The sequence below is a fragment of the Bifidobacterium sp. VU/mBH4 (B4) genome (assembly GCF_058199535.1).
On the sequence record NZ_JBVPQJ010000001.1, the window covers coordinates 499,648 to 517,826 of the forward strand.

An 18,179-nucleotide genomic window follows, 5' to 3' on the forward strand; every position below is an offset into this window, starting at 1 on the left:
ATATTGAGAGGGAGGCAGCAACGGTGGAACCGGACCCGTGCGCGTCTAAGCCTAAGAACACAGGGATATTGACCAGACGGAATCTTGGGGTTCTGGTCGGAATCATGGCCTTGGCCATCATGTCGCGGTTTGACTCCATCATCTCTCCCTCCGTGGCGGCCATTCAGGCATCCTTTCCTCGCGCCGATGCTTCCACTGTCGAGTCGGTGGTTTCCATAGGCTCCTCGGCTGCCATAGTTTCAGCTCTTCTGTTCGGTCAACTTTTGACCAGAATGAGTTTCAGAACAGCTGCCTGCATCAGCTGTCTGTGTGTCGCCCTGGGCGGCTTGATGCCCTTGGTTGTGCATGGCAGCGTGAGTCAGCTTCTTCTCTTTGCTTTGGTTGTCGGGTTCGGCGTGGGTATCGCCACTACAGTTCTGCCCAGCCTGTCGGCCAGGTTCTTCCGCGGGAAGCAGTTGGCGGCGCTGATGGGGCTGGTCCTGGCTGTTCAGGATGGCTCTTCCATGCTGGTCCTCGCCCTGGGTGGTGTTCTGGCCAAGGGAGGTTGGCTGCACAACTATTGGCTCTATTTTCTGGCCTTGCCTGCCCTGGTCTTGGTCATCTTCATGGTCCCCGGGGTCGGCGCTGTCGAGGAGGAGTCGGAAAAGGCCGTAAGATCCGAGGCATCGTCCTCTCAAAAAAGCGGACAATGCTGGTGGGCTACCATTTCCTGTATTCTCATCGGGTTTCTGAGCATTTTCCTGGTCGCGGTCCTGTACAACAAGCTCGCGGTCTACATAGCCAAGTACGGCTTGGGTGGCACCAGCGCAGCCGGGGTGGCCCTGATGTTCAACACGGGTTCCTCGGTCGTGGTCGGGCTAAGCATCAACGGCATCAAGCGGGTATGCCGGCAATGGACCATTCCGGTCGCCTTCCTTCTGATGGCCTTGGGCGCCCTGCTTTTCCTGACCACCCGCTCATTCCCGCTGGTTTGTTTATCGGCGTTTCTGATTGGGTCGGGTAGCGCCATCAATATGGCCACCTGCCCCTTCTATCTGTCCAATCTGACTGAGCACAAGCGCTATCCGCTGGTCATGGGGGTCTTTTCAGCCACCACCAGCCTCGGTTTTACGGCATCCACCTGGGTCTTCAAGGCTTTCTCGTCAGCGTTTGGTCTGGATCCGGTGACCGGCAGTTTCATGGGCATGCTGATCATCGCTCTGCTGGCTGCAGTCATGCTCTTGCTCGTCCGCTTCCAGAGCTGTGTCGAGTCACGCTTCATTGAGCAATGACCCACGCTGTTAGACCGTGGGAGCCAACAGTGAAGCATTTCGCTCGCTTATCGAGACAGATAGGGATTGCCTGTGATGACGAACCTTCGCAGAGTCTCTTTGGCGCGGGATATGCCTATTCGGGGGGTTGCCTTGATGGTCTCGTCCTGGGCCAGCCCGGCGGCTGCCAAGCGGATGGGCGGTATTCTCAGGTCATGGCCGTAGTAGCGCTTGTCGATGTCCAATGCCTGACAGAGCTTGGCGGGCCCGTTGGTCAGATCCCGGTCCGGGTGACGACCGCGCCTGTGATTGCGCAGAAGGCCCAGACCCTGCACTGGCTGGCAGGCTCGAATCAGCACCCCGGCGCCGAATCCGTCCTCCTGGCAGGAGATGTTCAGGCAGTAGTGCATTCCATAGGTGAAGTAGACGTACATGTGTCCGCTGGGGCCGAAGAGGGCAGCGTTGCGCGCCGACCGCCCGTGATAGGCATGGCTGGCCGGATCATTCTGATCGTAGGCTTCGGTTTCCACGATCCGAACCCTGGCCTGTTCGCCTTCCGGATCGTAGTCCCGAATGATCAGGCAGCCCAGAAGCAGGCGGGCGGCCTGATCGACAGGGCGGTCCAGAAAGTCCGGGAAGACCAGATGATCGTCCTGGCTTGAACCGGCTTTCATTCCGCCTGGTCCTTGCGGACCCAGACCGCGCGCTGGCCGCGTGATTCGGGCTGAACGCAGACGAAGTTATCCTGGTGGGGCAGGGCGGCGATCTGTGGATGGTCGTGATCGTAGGGTTCCTGGGCCTGGGCGCCGCCGGCATCACCGACCTGGGCAAAGAAGTCTTCGGAAGCATCCTTGAACCAGGTCCATTCCTCTGGCAGGTCCTCTTCATAGAAGATCGCCTCCACAGGGCAGACCGGCTCGCAGGCGCCGCAGTCGATGCATTCGTTGGGGTTGATGTACAGGTTCCTGGGGCCCTCGTAGATGCAATCCACCGGGCACTCATCTACGCAGGCCTTGTCCTTGACGTCCACGCAAGGTTGGGCAATCACGTAGGTCATTGCTTTGCTCTCCTTTTTGATTGGTTGTCCGCTTTTGCTGCTTTCAGGAAGCATCCTTTTGGCGATGACAGGGGTTTCAACACTACATGGGCTTTTTTGTCGCCGGCCCCCTTATTGCTGCCGTTTGCCAGCCCTTGGATCATTCCTAAATGAATCTTGCAGATAATGGGATGGTTGCTGACGCTTTCCAGAAAGGGGCATGCGGTCAGATACCAGCTTGCTGAATCCGGCCGCACTCTCACCGGTGCAAAACCTAAGGTGGTCAGAGCATCCAGCAGCGTCTGCGTCATGCTCGATGGCACACTTTTTCCTGCATTGATCTTGTCCCGCTGAGCTAGGGCACGACCCCATGCCTGCCCCGCTTTCAAGGCGGCCTCATCCTTGCTCCGTGCATCAGGACAGGCAGTTTCCAGAGCCGTGCAGAGCGAGGAGATCATATCCTCCCTGGCTTGGTTCATGGATGTGGGGGAGTAGATGACAGCAGGTCTGCCTCGACCGGCTGACTGGCTGTCACTGCCTGTTCTTTGACGGACTGCCTTACCCTGTTCGACCAGGCGTTCAAGATGGAAACGAGCGGTCGTCGGATGGATGCCGAAGGCTGCTCCGATCTGCTGCGCGGTTAGTCCTGCACCGGTCTGTTCGGCTGCCGTATGCAGGTAATCCATGATTGCGGAGCGGATCTCCTCCCCGCTTCTGCGCTTGGCGGGGGCTTGGATCCATTGCTTGCGGGCTTGAATTTCCTGACTCATCGATTAAATTGTATAACTATCCAATCAATTATCAACCCAGGACAAGGCGGACAGACCCATGCAGGATGACCCAAAGATGCGCAAATCCGGCGGTAGGACGGCCTTGCCCAGGTCCAGGATGGCCCTCCTCATCGGCGCAGGTCTGGCTGCATTGCTTGGCCTTGTTGCGGCGCTGATTCGCGCGGATCTGATTCGCCCTTCAGGCAGGGTGCCGCTGGCTGACCTGCACGGCGGGCTCATGGTCTATGGGTTTTTGGGCGCAGCCATTGGCCTGGAGAGGGCAGTGGCCTACCGTAGCGGCGGATCCAGCAAACCCTCCTGGGGATTTTTTGCTCCTGCCTTGGGCTTGCTGGGGTCTCTGCTCTGCCTGCTGTCGTTGATGGTTTCAAGCCATGGTGATGCCCCAGCATGGGTCAGGGTGGAGCTTTTTGGCGGAATTCCGTGGACGTTGTCCATGTTGGTTCTGACAGCCATGTACTTGGCCATCTGGCGTCGGCAGCCTTCTGCAGAGGTGCTCATACAGGTCCTCGGATCCCTGGTTGGTCTGGTCGGAGCTGCTGCATGGGTTGTAGGATTGGATGCCTCGGTTCTGGCTCCAACCTGGCTCTTCTTTCTGATTCTGACCATCGTGGGGGAGCGGGTGGAGCTGGCCAGGGCGGTCTTTTCGGATATTCGTCTCGAATCGGGAATTTTGGGGCTCAGTCTCCTGACTGTCCTGATGCTGCCGATCCAAGCCATGGCGCCTTCGGTCGGCTATCCGCTTCTGGGCCTGTCATTGGGCTTGCTCCTCCTGGTCATGGCCAGTCATGATGTGGCCAAGGGCACCTTCCGTCATGGCGGCCTGCCGGGATTCATGGGCACCTGCATGCTGTCGGCCTACGCCTGGGGACTTCTGGCTGCCCTCATCTGGATGGCGGCACCCCTGGATTCCAGCACCTACTGGGGCGACATGGCACTGCACGCGCTGGCTGTGGGATTCATCATGACCATGGTCATCGCCCATGTCTGCATGATCGTCCCTTCGGTCATTCGCAGGCCTCTGCCCTTCCATCCCCTCCTTTGGGGTGCCTGGGCGCTTATGCAGATTGGCTTGCTGATCAGGCTCCTCGGAGCCATCCGACTCTACACACCCTTGTGGAAGGCGGGAAACCTGCTGAATGTTCTGGGAATCCTCTCCATGATGCTGACTGTGGTCTACCTGGCTGCTCGTGGCAAGCAGATCCTGGCATCCAAGCGCTACCGTCGGCGCCAGCCCAAGGGTTCGCAAAGCGAACGCGTGGGGACCCTGGCACTGAGAACGGACCTGATTGCCACCTCGGCTGCTGTGCTGGTCCTCGTGGCCGCCGTGACCGTGATGGCCCTGCGGCCGACGTTGGCTGTCTCGGTCGGGGCAGCACCTCGTGCCGGAGGCGTCCAGGAGGCATCGTCGAAGAGCGTCCAACCGACGGGTCACACCAGCAGAGCCTCGATCAAGGTAAAGGGGATGGCCTTTGTGCCGGATACTATCACCATCAAGGCAGGCGACCGGCTGGTTGTGGATTTTCGCAACACCGGAGATCAGCGGCACGACCTGGTTTTCGCCAATGGCAAGAGCACAGGATCCGTCCCTGTAGGTCAGAGCGTCTCGGTCGACGTGGGGGTCCTAGGTGCGGATACCTTGGGATGGTGCTCACTGGCAGGACATCGCCAGATGGGCATGGAGCTCAAGATCGAAACACAGGGCGGAACTGTTGCCGAGCCAGGTCAGTCCTCCACTGGGAAGACAGCCCTAGGCCATGTCCCATCAGCCGCCAAGCTCAAGTTGCAGGCCGAGAAGAGCGACCCGGCCAAGGCGGGTCTTCCACCCTTGGATGACCAGGGGAAGGCAGGAACCAGAAAGTACACGCTGGAGGTCAAAGAGCGCAAGGGGCAGGTGGCGGCAGGGATTGAGCACACGGTCTGGAGCTTCGACGACGCGAGCGATCCACGCGATAAGGGGTCGCGGCCCCTGGCTCAGGGTCCGGTGCTCAGAGGCCGGGTGGGAGACACCTTTGAAGTCACCATCAGGAACATGGGAAGCATGAGCCATTCCATCGACTTTCATGCCGGCCCGGCCGTTCCCCAGACCATGATGCGCAACATAGAGCCGGGCAAGGAGCTCCTGTACACCTTCACCGCTGATCGGGCTGGCATTTGGATGTACCACTGCAGCAGCGACCCCATGTCAAACCATATAGCCAACGGCATGTATGGGGCGGTGGTCGTGGATGACGGCACCCTACCGCCAGTGGCTGCGGAGTATGTTCTGGTTCAGTCTGAAATTTATCTGGGATCCAATGGAGGGACTGCCGATCCCGAAAAGGTGGCGGCCATGAGCCCGGACATTATGACCTTCAACGGACGGGCCTTTCAATATGACGCCCACCCGCTCAAGCTGGGGAAGGGGCAAAGGGTCCGCATCTGGGTTCTGGATGCCGGACCCAACCAGCCGTTGTCCTTCCATATTGTGGGAACCCAGTTCGATACGGTCTGGACTGAGGGCCGCTATCTGATCGGTGGAGGTTCTCGAGGGAATTCCACTGCTGCCTCATCCTCATCAGCCGGAGCCCAGGTCCTGCCCCTGCTGCCGGCCCAAGGCGGCTTTGTAGAGCTCAAGGTCGATCAGCCTGGCGACTATTCCATAGTCAACCACGTGATGAGCCTGGCTGAAAAGGGCGCTCACGGTATCCTGCGGGTGTCGTGACGCGATCAGACGACGTCTGTGCCAAGCTCTGCTGATTGTCTGTCTTCTCCAATCCTGCAGCTGGAGTACCTTGCCGTCCATGTGGTAAGGCAAACCTGGATGTGAGCCAAAAACTTGCGCACCTTCAACGATGTCCTAGATCGAAGAGATGAGAGAGTTGATGAAGAGAACGAAGATGGTGATCAGCAGCTGTGTGACCCCATGCCTGGTCTTACCAAAAGATAAAAGTTCTGTATGCCGAAGCAGTCCAAGAAAAAAGCCAGGATGGCTGCCGTAACCTTCAACTTGTTCGATCTGCCCGGTCCGCTGACATGTCGGACCTGAAGCTGCCAAGGCTAAACTTGGGCCGGACCACTGGCGCCGTCGGTTTTAGGGGGAATGTGCTAGACAAGCAGGCAAACACGAGGTCTAGCATATAGATATGAGTCAGAGCGGATGTTCATATGCCATCATGCTGACCAACTTCGATTCAGAGGAACAGCTGAGCGATTGGAATCGGGTCAGGCATCTATGCAACCACAATCTAAAGTGCGAGCAAAAGCGCGTTCCAGAGGTGAACTCGAAGTTCTGGTCAGAGGGTTATGACGGCGTAAGCATCTGCGAGAGAACCATTCAGCAGCATCCAGAGTTTCTTGAACGATTTGCCGGCATTCTCAGAACGGCATTCCTTTATAGTCCTCAGGTTCTTGTCACTGACGCGGAGCTCTTTGATGGTATCTATTTTCTGGCATTTGGTCCTGATGTAGTTCTTGACCTTCTGGGACAAAATGGTTATGAAAAGCCTTTCCTCACCGTATCCGGCAGACAACCGACCTTGGAGCAATGTTTGTTGCGGTTCACTACAGTGCCGCCTGATAATCAGCAGCAACTTTCGGCTGAAGGAGAGGTGGTTGACTTGACGGATATAGGTACGCTGCGTCCGCTGGAGTATCAAGTTTTACAAAAGACCGTCACTTCTGAAGAAAGTCAACAATTTGCACCACAGGCTAGAGCTGTCTTGAATGGGCATGCAGGCGATCATCGGTCGATAGCTCAGAGGATCGCTTGCTTGTATGCTGCATACTGCCAGCAAGACCCGTCTGATGGTACCTGCCGATTGCTGGCTCAGCGCTGGCAGGAATGGATAGATGCGGAACGGAAGGGTCTCATTAGGTATGAGCAACAACGTTCTCAAACCGAGTCGAATTGCGGCATCGTCCGCAGCTTCAATGATGCCTTTCTTCCTGTTGTCAGTGAAAACGCCGATTGCCTGCGTTCCTGGTGTTCTGCTTCCAAGGCGAACGAGGAAGAAAAGACCGCATTCCGGAGTGTTTTGGACAAGATAAGTCATGAGCCGAGACGATCCAAGGCCTTTGCGCTTATCAGGCAGTCGGCTTTGCCGGTAGGTAGGGCTGATTGCAGTAGGACCATGGAATGCGACCAGCAAACGCTGGTAGACTGGTACCAGTTCGTCTACCGCTTAGCAATGGCGGATTATCTGGGCTGTTGCCTTATGGCTGTACAAAGCAAACCGAATTCGTATGAGCGCTTTGCTGGCCGGACAGGCGGGCGCTCATTGATGCTGTCGGGCAAAGTCACAGAATTGTTGGGGCATATGCCTTCCTCGTGTTTTGTGCAGTTCTGTTATCAGTCAAGAGACGCGATCCAACAGTGGCGTAATTGTCGACCGAACGCTCCGGACTCTGACCAGCAGCGGCATATTCGCAACATTGCCTATTGTGTGCAGAAGTTTGCATCGCAGCTTGATCGAAAGCAGGACAACTCAAGAATCATCAAACAGTTCATTGTGACCCTGATTCTCGCATCCATATCTGTTATCTGTGACAAGGTTATTTTTTCAGGATCAATGTCCATTATCCTGATATTGATTGCGGCCTGGTTCATTGAAGTATTTCCCGAGTTGCTGACAATGGTGGAGTGGATGCACGACCAGCATACGGCAACACAAACTATGGTATTTGCTCAACGGTAATTATTGACCAGGAAGGTGACTGTGAAAAAAGCTGATGAGCTGAGGCCCGGTAGTCCTTTACAGGAAATAAGGCGTAGAAAAGTCTTCGAGGAAGCGGGGGGAGCTGACTTTACCGTGACTGCTGTGGATGTCAAAGTGAGGGACACAGGTGCAGGTATGACCTTGCACGTGGCATCTGTCAAACAGGGTCAACCAGGCGTGATTTGCGTGACAGTCGTAGAACGAGGGGGAGAGGATTTCTACCTGATAGCGCGCCACTGGCGGGTCGCTGTAGAAGACTGGCTGTGGGAATTTCCGCGAGGCATGGGGGAGCAAGGCGAGAATCCCCAGACCACAGCCATTCGCGAATTGCATGAAGAGACTGGATTGCGGGCTCAGCCTGACGCCGTCCGTCAGTTGCACAGGCTTCATGCCGATGCCGGGGTGCTTCAAGACGACGTGCGAGTGATGGAAATACGGCTTGATGACGTTCCATCTATTCCTATGCTCGATAGCCTCAAACAAGGCGGTGATTGGGAACTAGAGGATTTCCAATGGCTGCGGTCAGCTGATATTGCCAATATGATCTGTGATGGACGACTGATTGATGGGCCTACCATATCTGCATTCTCAATACGAGAGATTGATAAGCAAAGGCAATGAGTCTGTAGTGTGATTTGTATATTTGCGGTCTGCTGCGCAGAGCTCGGATTAATTGCGTGCTTGATATGACAATTGCCACCAATGAGTGAACCGTTGTCGGCAGTCGTCAACTACTGCGAATCGTCTTACTCATTATTTTCTTCCTCATTTTTTAGAAGATATGAGTTTGTTTGTCTCCCTGCTTTTGTTAGAGGAGCAGGGAGGGCTATTGGTGACCCCGGAGAGATTCGAACTCTCGACCTACAGATTAGAAGTCAGTTGCTCTATCCAGCTGAGCTACGGGGCCAAACCCTTTCATTGTACCCGCCTGGGTCCACCGGCGGGTCAGATCTATGAAGCCTGGTCGCCAAGGGCATCAGATATGGTTTGCGTCATTGCGGGAACGGTCATACCATACCTTTCCAGCAGGGTGGCCTGGGGAATCCGGTCATTGAACTCCTTGGCCGCTCCGAAGGTCAGGGTGCGAACCTGGCTCGGTCCGTAGTAGGCTGCCACGGCCTGTCCCCAGCCGCCGTCCAGCTGGCCGTCCTCGATGGTGACCACCAGGGAGTGGGTGCTGGCCAGGTCATCCAAGGTCTGCTCATCCAAACGGTCATAGCGATGAGGATCCACCAGTGTGGGTTGCACCCCTGTGAACCTCTCCAAAGAATCAGCAAGGTCGCGGCCCAGCGGCAGGGCATCGCCGAGAGCCAGCAGGGCTACTGTTCTGCCCCCTTGCAGGATGCGATAGCGATCCCAGGGAGCATCGTCCGATCTGCATTCGGCATCGGTCTTCGAGGAATCTGGAGACCCCGCTATCGGCTTGCCCGCGCGTTCTGCAGCCAGCGTGCGCTCGCCGGGCACCCTGATGACCACAGGCTGCCGGGCCGGGCCAGTAGCCCAGGCCAGCATGTCCAGAAACTCGGATCCGTTGGTCGGGGCCAGGCAGGTCAGTCCGGGGATGCCTCGCATCATGACCATGTCGGCCGTGCCGGAATGTGTGGCATCGGTTTTGGCGATGCCGGTGGAGAAAACCAGCAGGGTCACCGCACTGCCGTTCAAGGCCATCTCCTGCTCGATCTGGTCGTAGGCCCTCTGGAAGAAGGTAGCTGAGGTGGCGATCACGGGAGTACCTCCGGCCTTGGCGATGCCAGCGGCATAGGCTATCGCGTGGGATTCGGCGATGCCCACGTCCCGGTAGTGGTTGCCGGCCCGCTGGCGGAAGTCGGGATCGATGCCGTTGGACAGCGGTGTAGCGGGGGAGATGACCGTCAGACCAGGCTCTTGAGAGAACCTGGCCTCCAGGGCCTGCATGGCCATTCTTCCGTAGGTCTTTCGTGAGTTGGGCAGACGGTTAAGGGAGTCCAAGCCGTCCTGCCAGTGGTTGGCCTCCACCGGACCCTCGGCGGGCAAATCCGGCAGGGAAGTCATATGAGCTGTTTGCCCATCGCTCTGGGCCATCGAAGTCGATCCTATCTGTCCTTGGCTGCCCTGGCCCAGTCCCAGTCCCTTGCGGGTATGGATATGAACCACCACCGGATGGTCGGTGTCTTTGACCTGGCGGAAGGCCTTGATCAGGTCCTCAATGTGGTTGCCCTCCTCCACGTAGCGGTAGTCCAATCCAAGGGCGCGGAAGGGATTGTTTGAGCTGTGTCCCCCGCTGGCACGCAGGGCCGCCAGACTCTTGTAAAGCCCTCCGTGGTTTTCGGCGATGGACATTTCGTTGTCATTGACCACGATGATCAGGTTGCCGCCCTGTTCTGCAGCCCAGTCCATCCCCTCGAAGGCCGGTCCGCTGCTCAGGGAGCCGTCACCGATGAAGGCGATGATGTTGGCCTTGCCGCCGGTCGCATCCCGCTGGGCGGCCATCCCGCAGGCCAGGCCGATGGAGGTGCCGGTGTGCCCCAGCATGAAGTCGTCGTAGGGGCTCTCCTTGGGCGAGGTGAATCCAGACAGATCCTCCTGTGACTCAGGATCTGTATAGGCCCGGCGCCGACCGGTCAGAATCTTGTGGGTGTAGGCCTGATGGGAGACATCGAAGATCAGATGATCATGAGGCATGTCGAAGACATAGTGCAGGGCGATGATGGGCTCGATGGTGGCCAGGTTGGAGCCCAGGTGGCCGCCGTGACGTCGACAAAAGCGGATCAGCAGCTGACGGATCTCGTCGGCTAGTCGATTCAGCTCTTCCAAGGAGAGAACCTTCAGATCCTGTGGGGAGTCGATGCTGTCCAGAAGCTTGCCCATAACCCTCCTGTCGGTTTCTGTAATGCAATCCAATGATTCTAGGTCTGGGAAGGGGGTTTGGAACCGTTGAAAGCCCGATGTTCACCAGGCCCGGCCCTTACATTCATAGGACCGTCACGATTAATCGGCTTCTCCCCGGCCTTGCGTAGTATCGGATGTGCATGAACATTGGAGGGCCAATGGCTGACAATACACATGAAGGGGCACGCGTCGCAGTGATCATGGGATCATCGAGCGACTGGGAGACGATGAAGGAAGCCTGTCGGATGCTGGACCGGTTCGCTATCGTCTATACCAAGGAGGTCATCTCCGCCCATCGCACACCTGGGCGCATGGCGGAGTTCGCGCATCAGGCCCGGAGCCAGGGCATAGGGGTCATCATCGCCGGGGCTGGAGGAGCTGCCCATCTGCCGGGCATGGTGGCGGCTCAGACCACGCTGCCGGTCATCGGGGTGCCAGTGAAATCTCACGCCCTGAGCGGGGTTGATTCACTCCTGTCCATCGTGCAGATGCCCGCCGGCATTCCTGTGGCGACCACGGCTATTGGGGCGTCCGGGGCTACCAACGCCGGCCTGTTGGCGGCTTCGATTCTTTCCATCAACGATCCAAGGCTGGCTCAGGCCCTGGATGACTACCGTGCCGAGCTGGCCCGATCCGTGGAGGCGTCCAATGCCCAGCTTGTCTGAGGAGACCAAGGGAAGAATCGATCATTTGGAGCCGGGGTCAGTCATCGGGATCGTGGGCGGCGGCCAGCTGGGACGGATGATGGCCCTGAGCGCCCGCTACCACGGGTTCCGCATCGGTGTGCTGGACCCCACGCCCGATGCTCCCGCGGCCCAGGTGGCCGACTTCCAGGAGACAGCCGACTATGGGGACTTGGATGCCCTCAAGCGGCTTGCCGAACGCAGCGATGTGCTCACCTACGAATTCGAGAACGTGGATGCCGACGCACTGGATCAGGTGAGGGACCGTGTGGCCATCCCCCAGGGGACCGACCTGCTCAGGGTCACCCAGGACCGGGTCCACGAGAAGACCTTCATCAACCGCCATGGCATCGATACCGCCCCTTGGAGGCAGGTTGACAGTCTTGACCAGCTTGACGCAGCCCTAAAAGAGCTGGGAATGCCCGCTGTGCTCAAGACGCGAACCGGCGGCTATGACGGCCACGGGCAGGCAGTCCTGCGCACCAAGGAGGATCTGCAGGCCCTGAAAGGACGGATGGAAGGCCGTGACTTCCCGTCCTCCGTGCTGGAGGGGTTCGTGGACTTCGCCTTCGAGGCCTCCATACTGGTTTCAGGCAACGGGAAGGATTATGTGACCTTCCCCATGGTGCGCAACGAGCATCGTCACAACATCCTGCACATGACTCTGGCGCCGGCAAAGGTCGAGCCTGAGATGGCTGACCGGGCGCGTGACATGGCCTTGACTTTGGCCGGCGGCTTCAAGCTGGCCGGGACCTTGGCCCTTGAGCTCTTTGTCATGCCCGACGGCGGTCTGGTGGTCAACGAGTTGGCCCCGCGCCCTCATAACTCCGGTCATTACACTATCGAGGCCTGTGCCATGGACCAGTTCGATGCCCACGTCCGGGGCATCGCTGGGTGGCCCCTGCCTGACCCTCGCCTGCTCAGCCCGGCGGTCATGGTCAACGTTCTGGGCCAGCATGTGGCTCCGGTAAGAAGGCTGCTGGGTGAGCACCCTGAATGGTTCCTGCATGATTACGGCAAGGCCGAAGTGCGCACCGACCGCAAGATGGGGCATCTGACGGTGCTGACCGACGATCCTGAGCGTACTGCCCAGGATCTGGAGGCCACAGGCTGTTGGTCCGACCTGGACTGAACCGAATCCTCACATCTGCCCTGGCAATCCGGATGTAGGCTTGGTGGAGCCCAAGGAGTGTGTCTCATCATGAACGCTGGCTCATCCGTCAGTCGCCGGACGCGGCAGAAGAACGCCATCTGGAAGGTTCTTCAGGCCCAGAACGACTTCGTCTCAGCCAAGGAGCTGCACAGGCTTCTTCGGGATTCAGGCCAACGAATCGGCTTGGCCACGGTCTATCGTCAGTTGGGTTCCCTGCATATGTCCGGCAGCCTGGACTGCATTGAGCATGGAGGCATCCGCCTCTACCGGGTCTGCCTGGCCCAACGGAAGCACCATCATCATCTGGTCTGCGAACGCTGCGGCAGGACCGTGGAGATCAGCCCGCCTGATGATGGCTGGCTGAAGGCCGTGGCGTCTGAGCATGGCTTTACCGTCTCCTCGCACACCTTGGAGGTCTACGGGCTGTGCAGCAGCTGTCGAGACCGCTCCGTTCAGGCAGACGTCAGTGATCCTCCCGGCCCTTGGGCATGATGGTCTTGATGGCATCCCAGGCCTGAGAAGCCTTGAGATTGGGCAGGTAGGCCTGGACTACAGCCAGTCCGATCTGAGCCAGCTGAGCCGGGTCGGGATAGCAGATATAGACCGGGTGCTCGCTGGGCTGGAACTTCTTCTTAAAGAAGAAGAGCGAGCGGAAGCCATAGGCCGGCTCCATCAGGTCGGCCACCAGATGCAGGGCGTGCTGCAGGAAGGCAGTCCGATCTTCGCTCTGATCGTCCCCATCGTCTTCGCTGCTGTCCATGCCGGCCAGGGGAGCGGCCGATAGGCTCATGAATTCCGCCGTGCCCTGGTCGCGCAGCCGCTCGGCCATCCGCGCTATCAGGAACTCCATGATCCCATTGGGACTGTCGGTCCTGTGCCGCATGAAGTCCAGGGTCCATCCAATTACCTGGCCCTGGCGGTAGGTGGGCATCCAGCTGGTCACGGCCAACACCTTGCCTTGGTCGTCCACGGCGTAGAGGATGGCCATGCGCGGGTCCCTCAGCTCATCCAGACCGCCCAGGGTGAACTTCATCTCAGGCAGCGCCTTGAGCTCGGCCCACTGCTCGGAGATGTCCACGATCTGCGATTGGACATCCCATGAAGCATCGTTGAATGTGGTCAGCACGTCGGTGATCTTGTCGCGCTTGGCCTTGTTGATGGCTGTGCGAATGTCCTGCCACTTCTTGCCCTTGGTCTGCCAAAGACTGGGGGTGACCACCATCTCCGAACCGACTGTCAGGGTGGACCAACCATGGGAGGCAAGCAGATCGCGCTGAGGCTTGTGGACGCTGTAGAAGACCGGTGACCAGGAATGGGCGTTGCAGAAACGGGTGAATTCGTCCAGATCGTCCGCATACTCGTCAGGGTCGCCGAATGGGCCAGTGGTAGTCAGGGCTATGCCGTGCAGGAGCCGGTAGGCAATGGCTGAGCGGCCGCTGTCAGAGAACCAGTAGCTGTTGCCCTCCCAAGTGGTCATGAAGGACATGCTCTCGCCCCCGTACTCGACCAGCCGATCGGCCTCCTGGCGCTCGTTGCCGTTCTGGATGACCGAGCTGCGCATCCAGGAGAGCAGAACCACCAGGACCACCAGCCAGAAGATCAGTCCAACCCCATGGCTGACGATCATACCCGTGGGCGTGCGCGGTGTCAGGGCTGGGCGGAAGCGTGAGGCCACTCCATTGGGCAGGTAGAGTTCGGGCAGCTGGGAGAGTGCCCTGCCGGTGGTGGGCCAGGGGTGGAACGATCCAGGGCTTGCGGCAGTGAAGGCCAGATAGCCCATGGCTGTGGCCAGAAAGGCCAGGACAATGGCTGCCCAGCCCACCTGTAGACGCGAGGTCTTGGTTCGCACTAGGAAGATGCGCAGGTTGCGTGCCAGGAACCAGTTGAGAATCAGCGGCGGCAGGGTGATGATCAGCAGGGAGGGCAGGGCTCCGTGGTGGATGACCCGAGACAGGCCGTCGCCGATGGTCAGGGGGAAGACCAGGAAATAGAGCACGGCCAGGACGATGGTCAGGGTGTTGAGCACCAGACCGGTGACAGCGGCAACCCGGCGGCCATGGTAGATGCCCCAGGCCACCACCAGCAGTACCAAGGTGGGCATGATCAGGGACGAGACGCCGGTGGGCGCTCGGCCGGCGACCAGACCGTACTGGGCGTAGCAGCTGGCCTGGTTGTTCTCGGCCAGGCAGCGGGACAGGGCAGCGCTGCCGCCGGGGTCCGAACCCAGGAACATGCCCAGCGGAGTGAAGAATCCTGCGCGAATCCTGGAGGAAACGGTGACCAGAGGGCCGAGAGCCAGAACCGTGGAGATGGCCCCCAGCAGGTGGCGGGTCTCATAGGAGCCGCTGCGGCCATGCGGATTGGCGTCCTGGACCGGTCCGTGCCAGAGGTGGCCGGTCAGATGGCCGATCAGGGCTGCAGCCAGGGCGCAATAGTAACCAGGATTGCCGGTATACAGCACCATCAGTATCAAGGCCGTGTAGCCTATGGTGGCGATCCTGCGTCGCCAGAGGAAGTCGCTGAAGGGGATGGAGGCCATCAGGGATCCGACCACCAGGATGATGGGGCTGAGCGTCATGGGCACTCGGATGAACCAGGCCCAATGGTCTTGGAGTGCATTGATCAGGGTGCAGATGATCAGCCCGACAGCCACGCCGCCTATCGTGCTGATGACTGCAGCCAGCACGGTGCGCCTGCGACTCAGTCGGGTCTCGGCGATGCACAGCATGACCAGGACCAGGACCACATCTATGGCCAGTTGCAGGGGGCCAGGGGTGATGACCAAGGATATCAGCAGCCGACCGAACTGGACCAGAAGCGAGGGGCGGCCCTGGCTGTGGACCGGATGCGGAACCTGGTGAAGGATCAGGTCGGACAACGGCATGCCCAGCCGTGTCCTGCCGGGGATGCGCAGCAGCCAGATCAGCAGCCAGCTGATCAGGTTGAGCAGGACCAGTGCAAGGCTGAAAGCCAGTGCAAGAGCGTGACGTCTGACCCATCTGGTCAGGTCCCGCAGAAGCACGGTCTTGGCCGAAGGCTCCATCAGCCTGGATCCCTTATGTGTTGTCTCCATGATTGCGGCGGCTCTTTCTGCTTATCGGTTTGGACGCTCTGACCTGTCGGCGGTTCAGCCGATGTGTGTTTCGGTAATGTTCGGGAAATCTTCAATTGGTTGGGACATAGGCCCTAGTCCCATGGCTTCGCCCACCCACTCCAGCCCGGGTTTCCAAGCGGTCTTGACGGTATGCCAGTCATGGCCCGACCCCTGGGTGATGACGGCCCGCACCTTCATGCCCGCCTGGTTGGCGGCCTTGGCGATGACCATCATATTGTGCTGGGACTCTTTATCGTTGGACCCGGCTGCGGTGAACAGAAGCTGGCGGGATGGCGCCCGCTCCAGCATGGCCCTGGCAGGAACCTGGGCCAGGAAGCGCTTTCGGTCGCCGCCGAAGTAGTCGCGGATCATCTGTTCCTGCCGACCTTGGGTCGGTTCCAGCTCCCCATCAGCCGGGAGCATGCTTCCATAGACGTCTGGATGCCGTGCTCCGAGCTGGGTGGAGCAGGTCCCGCCCTGGGAGAATCCGCCGATGGCCCATTGCCGGGGCTGGCTGGCGACGGGCAGTTCAGCGCGGATCCAGGCGGGCACGTCACTGCTCAGGTAGGTTTCAGCCTTCCCGTAGACGGGGGAGTCCACGCATAGGCTGTTGTGAGAGGATGCACCGTTCTGGTCGGGGGAGACCACCACTGGTGCCAGGCCGTCGTGCTGGGCGGCGTAGGCATCCATCATGGCTGGAATGGCTCCGGCGGTGAAGAGCCGGTCGGGGCTTCCGGGCTGGCCGGCCAGAAGCACGAACACAGGCAGCGCGGGCGGTTTGTCGCTCAGGGCGGCAGGCGGCAGGTAGATATCAGCTGGCCGTGCTGCGAATTGGGAGCGGCTGTTGGGGATGCGCATGCTGTAGGAGCGGCCGACACTGGGATGCGAGGGCAGTTCGCCCCGTAAGGCCAAGGATCGCCACTGTGCCACGCTCATGGCCGGTCTGGCTGCCTTATGGTCTCTGTAGTCGGGGTAGAGGGAGACGCTGAACAGGGATCCCAGCGTGGTGAACTCCCCGTAGATGATATCCACTCGAAGCCCGGTGGACAGCAGGCAAAGCAGGACGGTCAGGGCAGCCAGGATCCGGCGCCAGCCCCGTGCAGTGATCAGGATGCAGACGGCAAACCCCACTGCCAGGAATCCCAGGGCCACGCTGATGATGACCATCCAGCCCAGGGAGACACCGAAGAGCATAAAGACATCGGAGACCAGCCAGGTGGCCAACAGCCCCAGGCCTCCAATGCCTAGGGCAATGGCCACTTGGCGAAGCAGGATCCGCCAGCGTCCGTGCGTCAGCCCGGTCAGCGTCAGCACGATCAGGGCCAGGGCTGTCAGCGAAAATATTGACGCAGGCAGCCACCCCTGGGTCAGATGGACCTTTGCCAGCCATGCACCCATGCCATTCCTTCCAGCCAAAATACATCCGCAGTTCAGTATAGGGAGTGTCCGGTCGCATGGCAGCCATTTGAGCAGTCATTCATGCTTGCCAAGACCGCATCTTCAGATTCCGGTCATGGGTTCGTCTATGGTAGATTTATTGATAATCAATCTCAGTAACGGTCGGCGAGCCTGACGACAGGTCTGTCCCATGCTGCCGCTAGGAAGGAACCCCCCATTCATGCATGCCAGCAGCCCACGCCTCCGCCGGACCCGCACCTTGGTCGCCGCCCTCCTGGCCGGACTGACCCTGCTGATCTGTCTGACAGGTTGCGGAAAGAGCGAATCGTCCTCGTCGTCCACGGGATCCGGCCCTCTGCAGGTGGTGGCCAGCATCAACCAATGGCAGTCCCTGGCCGTGGACCTGGGCGGCGACCAGGCCCGGGTGGATACCATTCTGAGCAACACCTCGACTGATGCCCACGACTATGAGCCGACGACGGCGGACATCGCCCGGATCAGTCGTGCAGATCTGGTCATCGTCAACGGGGCCGGCATCGACGACTGGGCTGCCAAGGCCGCGGAAACCGGACAGGCCAAACTGGTGGACGTATCCAAGGCGGCAGGGCGCAAGACCGGCGACAACCCCCATCTCTGGTTTTCCTCCCAGGGCAGGGGGGCAGCCGCCAAGGCCGTGCATGAGGCCTACCGGCAGCTGCGTCCAGACCGAGCGGCTGGCTTCGACAAGGCCTACCGGGACTGGCAGGGTCGGCAGGCCCGGTTGGACGATCAGATTGCCGATGCGCGCAAGCACACCCAGGGACGGCGCTACGCGGCCACGGAATCGGCTGCCTACTACCTTTGCCATGATCTGGGCATGGAGGATCTGACCCCCGAGGGGTACCTGCGGGCGGCCGCCAACGAGAGCGAGCCCTCGCCTGAGGACCTGGTGGCCTTCCGTCATTTGCTGGCATCCGGACGCTTGGACATGCTGGTCCTCAATACCCAAGAAGTCACTCGAACCTCCAAGGAGCTGGCTGCTGAGGCCGGCAAGGCGCATGTGCCGGTGTTCGAGGTCAGCGAGCAGCGCCCCGATAAGTACCGGAACCTGGAGGATTGGATCAGCGCCCTGGTCCAGCAGGTGCCGGGCGCCAAGGCCTGATGAGTCCGCTTGCGCTTGATGTTCGCTAAGGGGTGTTTTCGTGGGGCTTGTCGTCCTTGATGGGAACAATG

General features: G+C 59.5%; 14 protein-coding genes and 1 tRNA gene. 8 read left to right on the plus strand and 7 right to left on the minus strand.

All coding sequences use genetic code 11. The features are described 5' to 3' along the window. Positions 1-68: 68 nt before the first annotated feature. Positions 69-1,271 carry an MFS transporter gene (locus AC0AII_RS02180; RefSeq protein ID WP_490445919.1) on the plus strand — a complete coding sequence of 401 codons (1,203 nt, stop codon included), beginning with the start codon at positions 69-71 and terminating at the stop codon, positions 1,269-1,271. 47 nt (positions 1,272-1,318) lie between these two features. Here the strand turns inward: AC0AII_RS02180 and AC0AII_RS02185 are convergent, their stop codons facing one another. From AC0AII_RS02185 to AC0AII_RS02195, 3 genes are read right to left on the minus strand one after another with little or no spacing between them, the layout of a single operon-like run. After that, positions 1,319-1,924 carry a DNA-3-methyladenine glycosylase gene (locus AC0AII_RS02185; RefSeq protein ID WP_490445920.1) on the minus strand — a complete coding sequence of 202 codons (606 nt, stop codon included), beginning with the start codon at positions 1,922-1,924 and terminating at the stop codon, positions 1,319-1,321. Next, a complete protein-coding gene (fdxA, locus tag AC0AII_RS02190) occupies positions 1,921-2,307 on the minus strand; it encodes a ferredoxin (protein WP_490445921.1) in 387 nt (128 codons plus the stop codon). Before fdxA ends, AC0AII_RS02185 begins: the two co-directional genes overlap by 4 nt. Further along, positions 2,304-3,056 carry a helix-turn-helix transcriptional regulator gene (locus tag AC0AII_RS02195; protein WP_490445922.1) on the minus strand — a complete coding sequence of 251 codons (753 nt, stop codon included), beginning with the start codon at positions 3,054-3,056 and terminating at the stop codon, positions 2,304-2,306. The genes fdxA and AC0AII_RS02195 overlap by 4 nt, the downstream gene beginning before the upstream one ends. A gap of 58 nt (positions 3,057-3,114) precedes the next feature. Here AC0AII_RS02195 and AC0AII_RS02200 point away from each other — a divergent pair, with 58 nt between their 5' ends. From AC0AII_RS02200 to AC0AII_RS02210, 3 genes are all read left to right on the plus strand, one after another. Beyond that, positions 3,115-5,778 (plus strand): DUF8744 domain-containing protein, encoded by a 2,664-nt coding sequence (locus AC0AII_RS02200; protein WP_490445923.1) that lies wholly within the window; start codon positions 3,115-3,117, stop codon positions 5,776-5,778. 421 nt (positions 5,779-6,199) lie between these two features. After that, entirely contained in the window at positions 6,200-7,750 is a 1,551-nt protein-coding gene (locus AC0AII_RS02205) for a hypothetical protein (protein WP_490445924.1), read from the plus strand. A gap of 21 nt (positions 7,751-7,771) precedes the next feature. After that, positions 7,772-8,392, plus strand: coding sequence for an NUDIX hydrolase (locus tag AC0AII_RS02210; protein WP_490445925.1), 621 nt, complete (start codon positions 7,772-7,774; stop codon positions 8,390-8,392). 209 nt (positions 8,393-8,601) lie between these two features. Here AC0AII_RS02210 and AC0AII_RS02215 read toward each other — a convergent pair. Together AC0AII_RS02215 and AC0AII_RS02220 are read right to left on the minus strand one after the other, a co-directional pair. After that, a tRNA-Arg gene (locus tag AC0AII_RS02215) sits at positions 8,602-8,678 on the minus strand. Positions 8,679-8,722: 44 nt separating this feature from the next. Further along, entirely contained in the window at positions 8,723-10,618 is a 1,896-nt protein-coding gene (locus tag AC0AII_RS02220; protein WP_490445926.1) for a 1-deoxy-D-xylulose-5-phosphate synthase, read from the minus strand. Positions 10,619-10,797: 179 nt separating this feature from the next. Between AC0AII_RS02220 and purE the strand changes: the two genes are divergently transcribed. The 3 genes from purE (at position 10,798) to AC0AII_RS02235 (ending at position 12,967) form a co-directional block, all read left to right on the plus strand. Then, positions 10,798-11,304, plus strand: coding sequence for a 5-(carboxyamino)imidazole ribonucleotide mutase (gene purE, locus AC0AII_RS02225; protein ID WP_144085170.1), 507 nt, complete (start codon positions 10,798-10,800; stop codon positions 11,302-11,304). After that, entirely contained in the window at positions 11,288-12,454 is a 1,167-nt protein-coding gene (gene purK / locus AC0AII_RS02230) for a 5-(carboxyamino)imidazole ribonucleotide synthase (protein WP_490445927.1), read from the plus strand. Before purE ends, purK begins: the two co-directional genes overlap by 17 nt. Positions 12,455-12,523: 69 nt before the next feature. Continuing rightward, positions 12,524-12,967, plus strand: coding sequence for a Fur family transcriptional regulator (locus tag AC0AII_RS02235; protein ID WP_490445928.1), 444 nt, complete (start codon positions 12,524-12,526; stop codon positions 12,965-12,967). Here the strand turns inward: AC0AII_RS02235 and AC0AII_RS02240 are convergent. Both AC0AII_RS02240 and AC0AII_RS02245 read right to left on the minus strand, forming a co-directional pair. Beyond that, positions 12,939-15,548, minus strand: a complete 2,610-nt coding sequence (locus AC0AII_RS02240; protein ID WP_490445929.1) for a bifunctional lysylphosphatidylglycerol flippase/synthetase MprF — start codon at positions 15,546-15,548, stop codon at positions 12,939-12,941. The two genes, AC0AII_RS02235 and AC0AII_RS02240, sit on opposite strands and share 29 nt — an antisense overlap. A 54-nt stretch (positions 15,549-15,602) precedes the next feature. Further along, positions 15,603-16,967 (minus strand): alpha/beta hydrolase, encoded by a 1,365-nt coding sequence (locus tag AC0AII_RS02245; RefSeq protein ID WP_490445930.1) that lies wholly within the window; start codon positions 16,965-16,967, stop codon positions 15,603-15,605. Between the two features lie 220 nt (positions 16,968-17,187). Between AC0AII_RS02245 and AC0AII_RS02250 the strand changes: the two genes are divergently transcribed. Beyond that, on the plus strand, positions 17,188-18,108 hold the full coding sequence (locus AC0AII_RS02250) for a metal ABC transporter solute-binding protein, Zn/Mn family (protein ID WP_490445931.1): 921 nt from the start codon (positions 17,188-17,190) through the stop codon (positions 18,106-18,108). The last annotated feature ends 71 nt before the right edge of the window (positions 18,109-18,179 follow it).

What these genes read in the sequence shown, in the direction of transcription:
- AC0AII_RS02185 (WP_490445920.1), bottom strand. Translation starts at nt 1,924, where the DNA reads ATGAAAGCCGGTTCAAGCCAGGACGATCATCTGGTCTTCCCGGACTTT.
- fdxA (WP_490445921.1), bottom strand. Translation starts at nt 2,307, where the DNA reads ATGACCTACGTGATTGCCCAACCTTGCGTGGACGTCAAGGACAAGGCC.
- AC0AII_RS02195 (WP_490445922.1), bottom strand. Translation starts at nt 3,056, where the DNA reads ATGAGTCAGGAAATTCAAGCCCGCAAGCAATGGATCCAAGCCCCCGCC.
- AC0AII_RS02200 (WP_490445923.1), top strand. Translation starts at nt 3,115, where the DNA reads ATGCAGGATGACCCAAAGATGCGCAAATCCGGCGGTAGGACGGCCTTG.
- AC0AII_RS02205 (WP_490445924.1), top strand. Translation starts at nt 6,200, where the DNA reads ATGAGTCAGAGCGGATGTTCATATGCCATCATGCTGACCAACTTCGAT.
- AC0AII_RS02220 (WP_490445926.1), bottom strand. Translation starts at nt 10,618, where the DNA reads ATGGGCAAGCTTCTGGACAGCATCGACTCCCCACAGGATCTGAAGGTT.
- purE (WP_144085170.1), top strand. Translation starts at nt 10,798, where the DNA reads ATGGCTGACAATACACATGAAGGGGCACGCGTCGCAGTGATCATGGGA.
- purK (WP_490445927.1), top strand. Translation starts at nt 11,288, where the DNA reads ATGCCCAGCTTGTCTGAGGAGACCAAGGGAAGAATCGATCATTTGGAG.
- AC0AII_RS02235 (WP_490445928.1), top strand. Translation starts at nt 12,524, where the DNA reads ATGAACGCTGGCTCATCCGTCAGTCGCCGGACGCGGCAGAAGAACGCC.
- AC0AII_RS02240 (WP_490445929.1), bottom strand. Translation starts at nt 15,548, where the DNA reads ATGGAGACAACACATAAGGGATCCAGGCTGATGGAGCCTTCGGCCAAG.
- AC0AII_RS02245 (WP_490445930.1), bottom strand. Translation starts at nt 16,967, where the DNA reads ATGGGTGCATGGCTGGCAAAGGTCCATCTGACCCAGGGGTGGCTGCCT.
- AC0AII_RS02250 (WP_490445931.1), top strand. Translation starts at nt 17,188, where the DNA reads ATGCATGCCAGCAGCCCACGCCTCCGCCGGACCCGCACCTTGGTCGCC.